This window comes from Rhodoferax sp. (genome assembly GCF_014859475.1).
In the GTDB taxonomy this organism is placed as follows: domain Bacteria; phylum Pseudomonadota; class Gammaproteobacteria; order Burkholderiales; family Burkholderiaceae_C; genus Rhodoferax.
In genome coordinates this window covers 1-6,715 of record NZ_JACUUE010000141.1, presented here as the reverse complement: position 1 = coordinate 6,715, position 6,715 = coordinate 1, and the positions used below count along the sequence as shown (strand labels likewise).

Sequence of the window (6,715 nt, the reverse complement as noted above, 5' to 3'; positions counted from 1 at the left end):
TGGTGCGGGAGCAGCGCAGCATGCGTTTCATCATGATCCGTGCCAGCAGCGCAGATGCACTTCAAGCCGCCGCGGTGCCGGGCGCGCAACTGCTGCAAGCCGGCGAAAACCTGAGTTGGTCCGAGTTGACCGGGTCGAGCTGCTTTGTGATTCCGCTGCAGCCAGCGCATCCAAATCCTTAACGCAAAAAAACATCGTCATTCGGGAACGCCGAATTGCCATGACCGTTAGCCCTTGGCCGCCAGATGCTGGCCGAACCAGCCAGCCGCCTGACTGGCCACCTGTTCCAGCGTGCCGGCTTCCTCGAACAGATGCGTGGCGCCAGGCACGATACTGAGTTTCTTGGGGCACGACAGCAAGGCATAGGCGGCCTGGTTGAGCTCGATCACCTGGGTATCCAGACCCCCCACCAGCAACAAGGTGGGCGCGCGCACCTTCACCAGATCAGCCTGCCCGGCCAGGTCCGGGCGGCCACCGCGCGAGACCACGGCCTGCACCCTGTTCCCCATGGCAGCGGCGGCGCGCAAAGCGGCTGCCGCGCCGGTGCTGGCGCCAAAGTAGCCGAGCGGCAGCTGCGCCGCCTGAACATTTTCTTTGACCCAATGGCTGGCCAGCAGCAGGCGCCGGGTCAATAGCTCGATGTCAAACCGCGTCTGGTAGTCGCGGTCTTCCTGCGGGGTCAACAGGTCCATCAGCAGCGTGCCCAGGCCCGCTTCGCGCAACACCCTGGCGACAAAATTGTTGCGCGGGCTGTGTCGGCTGCTGCCGCTGCCGTGGGCAAACAGCACCAGGCCCGCCGGTTTGGCGGGCAGTTCCAGCATGCCGTCGATCAACACCTGATCGACCGGCATGCGAACCAGTTGCGAGCGTTCGGATGGATGGAATGACTGCATTGATGAACCCTCCAGTGACATCAAAGCTTAATCCGCTCTGATTCAGCCTGACTTGTGAGTTATCAAGTCTGCAGTCATCTCCTGACGGTCCAGGTCCGACCAACGCCGCTTCAATCAGACGCGCACCACGTCGCCCTTGAGCGAGTACAAGATGGCCAGAATGTCGTTCTTTGCGGCCTGCTCGTAGCCGTTCTTGGTCATCGCGGTCATCACATCGTCGATGGCGGATACCAGCTCCTGCTCGTCGATATTCATGTGCTTATGGGCCGCCAACACGTCCTTGCCGGTGTAGGTCTGCGGCCCGCCGGTGCCGGAAAGGGTGGCCTTCGGTCTGTTCGTGCAGCGCAGCCAGCTACGCGGCGGCGGCGCCAAGTATCTGGCCCAGTACGGACTCATCCTTCAGCGCTGCATAGCGGCAAATCAGCTGCAGCCATGGCCAATAAGGCGGCGCACCCTGCTCTTGCGGACAGCGGCCCCAGAGGGCCAGCACATCAAGATGCTGCGCATGCTCGACAAACTCTTGCGCCGTTCGGGTCTTTCCGATGCCTGGCTCCCCGGTGAGCCGCGCCACGCCGGGCTGCCCCGCGACTGCGCGCGCCAACGCGCCAAGCAGGGCCTCGAGCTCTTGCGCTCTTCCGACGAAATTGCGCTCCATGACAAACAGGGCTGTAAAAATCTCCTCGGCGTTTTGGACAAGAAGTTCTGGATGTCGCCGCCTTCAAAGTCAACCGCTTTGGTGCGCCAGCGCACCGACGCCCGCACGGGCAACTTTTAAAGTCACCGCATCGTCCGGGATCAGCCCGGCCTTTCGCCCATAGGTGGTGGGGCTTACACCATCAATATCCTCTGGAGATTCATATGAAAATTCGCACCACACTCGTCGCCGCCATGATGGCTGCAGCCCTGCTCACTACCGCCGGTTGCGCCGTCAGCCGTGGTCAGCAAACCGTTGGCGCTTATGTTGACGACGCCGGCATCACCACACTTGTCAAGACCCGCATGGCTGAAAGCAAGCTGGTCAGCGCCTCGTCCATCAGCGTGGAAACCCTCAACGGCACCGTGATGCTGTCCGGCTTTGCCACAAGCCTGACCGAAAAAAGCGCTGCTGAAAACATTGCGCGCAACGTCAACAACGTGAAGTCGGTCAGAAACGAAATCGTCGTTCGTCCCTGATCAGGCAGCTTCATGAAGCCCTGTCTTTTGCACAAGATTGCACTGCCCACCCCAGTGTGGTTGCGCAAGAACCAGCGGTGAACTTGACCTGCGCCTGAGCTTGACCAAAAAGCTCGTCGCCCCGGATCTGCCTATCGGATCGCGGGGCTTCTTATTGGCCGGAACTTATCAGGGGTCGAGCAAACATAAGTTCGACAAAGGAGGTCGTGAGGACAAGCGCCGGGCCAGGCGTCAAGCTATTGACGCTCGACGCCTTGGTTCCACCGGCCGTTTTCGCCATGGTTGCGGCGTCCGTTGTTGTGTTTTGGTTTCTTGACCTTCACCGGCTTGACATACTGGCTGCGCTCCCAATGGCCCGACTGGCGCACGTAAAACCCGTCCTGCTGCACCCAGCGGTCAGGCGACCAGTTGTAGCCTTCGCGCTGAAGGATGGTGCGCCCGCGCACCCAGACATGGCGGTCGTTGTTCCAGGCCCAGTAGCCCGGCGCCCAAACGTAACCGGGTTGCACTGCGGGCACAGCCTCATGCATGGGCGCGGGCGGCGCCACCACAATGTTGAAATTGATCTGGGCAAACGCCGAGCTGCTGGCAGCCAGGGCCACGGACAGGGCCAGGGATCGAACCAAATTGGCATGTTTCATCTGAATATTCTCCTATGATTAAAAAGCAGATGTTCGCGGCTGGGGTCGGCGCCGTCAGTGCGTCAGCGCACTGACGCCATTCATCACCCGGATTACGCTGTTCCTTTTTTGAAAGCACCACCGTGACCCTGCCACGAACGCTCAAATGGATCGCCAGTGCGGTGCTGGCCCTCGTCATCGCGGCGGTCCTGTTCATTGCCCTGTTCGGCTGGAACTGGCTGCGCGCGCCGCTGCAGCAAAAGGTGCTCGCGCAAACCGGCCGGGTATTGCTGATCCAGGGTGACCTTGATGTGCGTCTGGGCTGGCCCTGGCCGCGCGTGCAAGCGCGTCAGGTCAGCTTCGCCAACCCGGCCTGGGCGGCGCAAGCACAGATGCTGACGGCCGACGAAGTGGCGTTCTCCGTCCACTTGCCGCAACTCCTGGCGCAGCAGCTGTCCATATCTGACCTGCACCTGGTCAAGCCCGTGGTATTTCTGGAAGTCGGGGCCGATGGCCGCAAGACCTGGCTGCTCGACCGCGAGCAGGAGGACGAAAACGCCCGCGTCGCCATCGACCGCCTCACGCTCGACCAGGGTGCGCTTGGCTATGACGACCCGGCCGCAAAAACCAGCATTCGCGCCGAACTCTCCACCATCGCCGCGCCAGCAGGCAGCCAGGGCGAGGCCGGGGTCAATTTCAATGCCAAGGGCAAATACAAAGGCTTGCCACTCAGCGCCAAGGGCACGGGCGACTCGGTTCTGGCCTTGCGGGACGACAGCACGCCTTTCGGCCTGACCATCGACACCACGGTGGGCCAAACGCATATTCAGGCGGACGGCCACATCACCAGCCTGGTCAAATTTTCAGCCATCGACATGCAAATGGCGCTCAGCGGTGACAACCTGAACCAACTCTTCACCCTGACCGGAATCGCCCTGCCCGCCACGCGCGACTATGTCGCCCAGGGGCACCTGGTGCGCAAGGGCAACACGCTGCGCTACGACGCGTTTTCAGGGCGCGTGGGCAGCAGCGACCTGTCGGGCTGGTGGCAGGTCGAGACGGGTGGCAAACGGCCGTTGCTGACGGCTGACCTGGTCTCAAACCGACTCACGCTGGAAGACCTCGGCCCGGTCATCGGCGCGCGCCCCGGCCACCTGGAGGCCGCCAGCCAGGCCGTCGAGGCCACGGGAACAGCCGGCGCTGTCACCCCCCGATCCAAGCGGGTCATGCCGGATTTGCCCTTCAAATTTGCCAATTGGGACTCCGTGGATGCCGACGTCAAGTTCAGCGCCCAATCGATGCGCCAGGCCCAATACATGCCGCTGGAGGCGCTCAGCACCCGTTTGCACCTGAAGGACTCGGTGCTCACGCTCGACCCGCTGCAGTTTGGCGTGGCAGGCGGCCAACTGATGGCGGCGATCACGCTGGACGGCCGCCACAACCCGATTCGGGCCAAAGCCCAGTTGCAACTCAAGCGCCTGGCGCTGGCCAAACTGATGCCGGCCGATCAAAAAGGCACGGCCAGCACCAGCCAGATTGGCGGCCAGATCAAGCTGGCGGGCAGCGGCAACTCGGTGGGCACAATGCTGGCGAATGCCGATGGTTCGGTCGCCCTGCTGATGTCGCGCGGCGAGATCAGCCAGCTGACGATGGAAAAAGCCGGCCTGCACCTTTGGGAAATTTTCCGGCTCACGCTGTCGGGCGACCAACAAATCAAGCTGCGCTGCGCCGTCGCCAGCTTCGATGTCAAATCCGGCATCATGGAAGCCAGCACACTGCTGCTCGACACCGAGGTGACCACGCTGCTGGGCAGCGGCAACATCGACCTGGCGCAGGAAAAACTGGACCTGACCCTGACCCAAAAAACCAAGAACACCAGTCCGCTGTCCTTGCGTAGCCCGATCCACATCGGCGGCAATTTTGCCAAGCCCATCATTCGGGTGGACAAAGGCCAGATGGCGGTGCGCGCACTGGGCGCCCTGGCGCTGGGCGCAATCAACCCGCTGCTGGCGCTGATCCCGCTGGTCGATGCCGGGCCGGGGCAGGACAGCGATTGCGCGCAATGGCTGCAAGGTAAAAAATGATCGCAAAACTTCGTCTGCCACCTTGGCTGGTGCTGTTGGCCGCAGCAGCGCTGGCGGGCTGTGCCAGCCTGCCCGATACCGATGCCTTGATCGAACGCCACAGCGCACAGGTGGCCAACTTCGAGACCGCGCGCGGGCCGGTGTCGGCCAAACGCAATGCCGCCATCCTGGCCAGTTTGCAAGCCAAGTCGGGCGACATCGACATCCTGGACAAACAAATGGCACTGGAGCAGGCCATCAGCGACAGCCCGCTGGTTCTGGGCAACAAGGTCAGCCTGTTGCAGGACGGCGCCGCCACCTACGCCGCCATGTTCGGCGCCATCCGCCAGGCCAGGGACCACATCAACCTCGAGACCTACATCATCGAAGACGATGCCACCGGGGGTGAGTTTTCCGACTTGCTGATCCAGGCGCAGGCACGCGGTGTGCAGGTCAACCTGATCTATGACAGCGTGGGCGGCATCAACACGCCCAGGGCATTTTTCGAGCGCCTGTCGAAAGCCGGCATTGCCGTGCTGGAGTTCAACCCCATCAATCCCCTCGCCGCCAAAGGCCCCTGGCAAATCAACAACCGCGATCACCGCAAGCTGCTCATCGTCGATGGCCGCTCCGTCATTCTGGGCGGTATCAACATCAGCAGTGTCTATACCTCGGGATCGGTGGTGCTGCAGCGCCTCCTCAAGTCACCCGCCGAAGGCGTGGTGTGGCGCGATACCGACCTGCAAATTGAAGGCCCGGTGGTGGCCGAATTCCAGAAATTGTTCCTGCAGACCTGGGACAAGCAACACGGCCCGGCGCTGGCCGCCAAAGCCTATTTCCCCAAGCTCGCGCCGCAGGGCAAAGACATCGTGCGCGCCATTGGCAGCACGCCCGACGATCCCTACAGCCTGATTTACCTGACGCTGATCTCGGCCATCGGCAACGCCGAAAAATTTGTCCACCTGAGCAACGCCTACTTTGTGCCCGACCCGCAATTGCTCAGTGCGCTCACCGACGCCGCCGCGCGCGGGGTCGAGGTGCAACTGATCCTGCCCAGCCACTCCGACTCCGGGCTGGTGTTTCACGCCGGGCGTGCCCATTACGCCGGTCTGCTGGCCGGCGGCGTGCAGATTTACGAGCGCCAGGGCGCCCTGCTGCACGCCAAGACCGCCGTCATCGACGGCGTCTGGTCCACGGTGGGCTCGACCAACCTGGACTGGCGCAGCTTCCTGGACAACGACGAAGTCAATGCGGTGGTGCTGGGGCGCGAATTTGCCGCCCGGATGCAGGCCATGCACCAGCAGGACCTGGACGCCTCAAAGCGCATCACGCCGCAAGCCTGGGCCGAGCGGCCGCTGCAGTTCAAGCTCAAGGAGTGGCTGGCGCAGCACTGGGGGCGGCTGCTGTAGCAGGCAAAAACGCGGCCAGCTGGCCCACCACTTTTTGCACCGCGCGGTTGGCTGCCAGCACGCCGCCGTAGGCATCTTCCGAGTCGGCGGGCTCGATCGCCTCAAACTCCTGCCAGGCCAGCACCCGGCGGGTTTTGTTGTCCACCAGCGTCGCGCGCAGCGTCAGGCGCACTTGGCTCGGGATGCTTTGAAACTCGTGTTGCAAGCGGATGATGTCGGTGTCCAGGCGCAGCTCGCCCGAGGCCGCACCGGGCATCAACACCACGGCATGAAAGGCGCCGGTTTTTTCGATGGCGGCAGCCAGCAGCGGCCCGAGCATGCGCGCCGGCGGCTCAACCCACTGGCTTTGGGCAAAGTATTCGAGCTTGTGCGGTTCGCGCAGGTAGATGATGCGCGGGCTGTCAAAGCCGGCAGCAGCGTGCGGCGGGCTGATCAGCAAGGTGGCTGCCCGGGCGGTCTTGGCCGGCGTTGCCGTGGCCACGGCTGGCGCCTTGACCGTGTTCGGCTGCAGCGCGGTGTCAAGTGCATAAAAAGCTGTCGCCGGTCTCGCCGATGGC

At 63.0% G+C, this 6,715-nt stretch carries 9 protein-coding genes; 4 read left to right on the top strand and 5 right to left on the bottom strand.

Features of this window, described 5'->3' with window-relative positions; all coding sequences use genetic code 11:
* Positions 1-182: hypothetical protein (locus tag IBX54_RS11170; protein WP_296542731.1), on the top strand; the 182-nt coding region annotated here is incomplete at its 5' end.
* Positions 183-227: 45 nt separating this feature from the next.
* On the opposite strand, the gene IBX54_RS11165 is transcribed toward IBX54_RS11170, so the two are convergent.
* The 3 genes from IBX54_RS11165 to IBX54_RS11155 form a co-directional block, all read right to left on the bottom strand.
* A complete protein-coding gene (locus IBX54_RS11165) occupies positions 228-893 on the bottom strand; it encodes an alpha/beta hydrolase (protein WP_296542730.1) in 666 nt (221 codons plus the stop codon).
* Positions 894-1,007: 114 nt separating this feature from the next.
* Positions 1,008-1,265, bottom strand: a complete 258-nt coding sequence (locus IBX54_RS11160) for a hypothetical protein (protein ID WP_296542729.1) — start codon at positions 1,263-1,265, stop codon at positions 1,008-1,010.
* Entirely contained in the window at positions 1,246-1,548 is a 303-nt protein-coding gene (locus IBX54_RS11155; RefSeq protein WP_296542728.1) for an ATP-binding protein, read from the bottom strand. Before IBX54_RS11155 ends, IBX54_RS11160 begins: the two co-directional genes overlap by 20 nt.
* A 203-nt stretch (positions 1,549-1,751) precedes the next feature.
* Here IBX54_RS11155 and IBX54_RS11150 point away from each other — a divergent pair, with 203 nt between their 5' ends.
* On the top strand, positions 1,752-2,066 hold the full coding sequence (locus tag IBX54_RS11150; protein ID WP_296542727.1) for a BON domain-containing protein: 315 nt from the start codon (positions 1,752-1,754) through the stop codon (positions 2,064-2,066).
* A 236-nt stretch (positions 2,067-2,302) separates the two neighbouring features.
* On the opposite strand, the gene IBX54_RS11145 is transcribed toward IBX54_RS11150, so the two are convergent.
* Positions 2,303-2,707 (bottom strand): YXWGXW repeat-containing protein, encoded by a 405-nt coding sequence (locus IBX54_RS11145; protein WP_296542726.1) that lies wholly within the window; start codon positions 2,705-2,707, stop codon positions 2,303-2,305.
* Positions 2,708-2,829: 122 nt separating this feature from the next.
* Between IBX54_RS11145 and IBX54_RS11140 the strand changes: the two genes are divergently transcribed.
* Together IBX54_RS11140 and IBX54_RS11135 are read left to right on the top strand one after the other, a co-directional pair.
* A complete protein-coding gene (locus tag IBX54_RS11140; RefSeq protein ID WP_296542725.1) occupies positions 2,830-4,770 on the top strand; it encodes an AsmA family protein in 1,941 nt (646 codons plus the stop codon).
* Entirely contained in the window at positions 4,767-6,158 is a 1,392-nt protein-coding gene (locus IBX54_RS11135; RefSeq protein ID WP_296542724.1) for a phosphatidylserine/phosphatidylglycerophosphate/cardiolipin synthase family protein, read from the top strand. Before IBX54_RS11140 ends, IBX54_RS11135 begins: the two co-directional genes overlap by 4 nt.
* On the opposite strand, the gene IBX54_RS11130 is transcribed toward IBX54_RS11135, so the two are convergent.
* A partial coding sequence (locus IBX54_RS11130; protein WP_296542723.1) for an ABC-type transport auxiliary lipoprotein family protein occupies positions 6,118-6,715 on the bottom strand: 598 nt, incomplete at its 5' end. The two genes, IBX54_RS11135 and IBX54_RS11130, sit on opposite strands and share 41 nt — an antisense overlap.

Coding starts and splice junctions, on each gene's coding strand:
- IBX54_RS11165 (WP_296542730.1), bottom strand. CDS start 893: ATGCAGTCATTCCATCCATCCGAACGCTCGCAACTGGTTCGCATGCCG.
- IBX54_RS11155 (WP_296542728.1), bottom strand. CDS start 1,548: ATGGAGCGCAATTTCGTCGGAAGAGCGCAAGAGCTCGAGGCCCTGCTT.
- IBX54_RS11150 (WP_296542727.1), top strand. CDS start 1,752: ATGAAAATTCGCACCACACTCGTCGCCGCCATGATGGCTGCAGCCCTG.
- IBX54_RS11145 (WP_296542726.1), bottom strand. CDS start 2,707: ATGAAACATGCCAATTTGGTTCGATCCCTGGCCCTGTCCGTGGCCCTG.
- IBX54_RS11135 (WP_296542724.1), top strand. CDS start 4,767: ATGATCGCAAAACTTCGTCTGCCACCTTGGCTGGTGCTGTTGGCCGCA.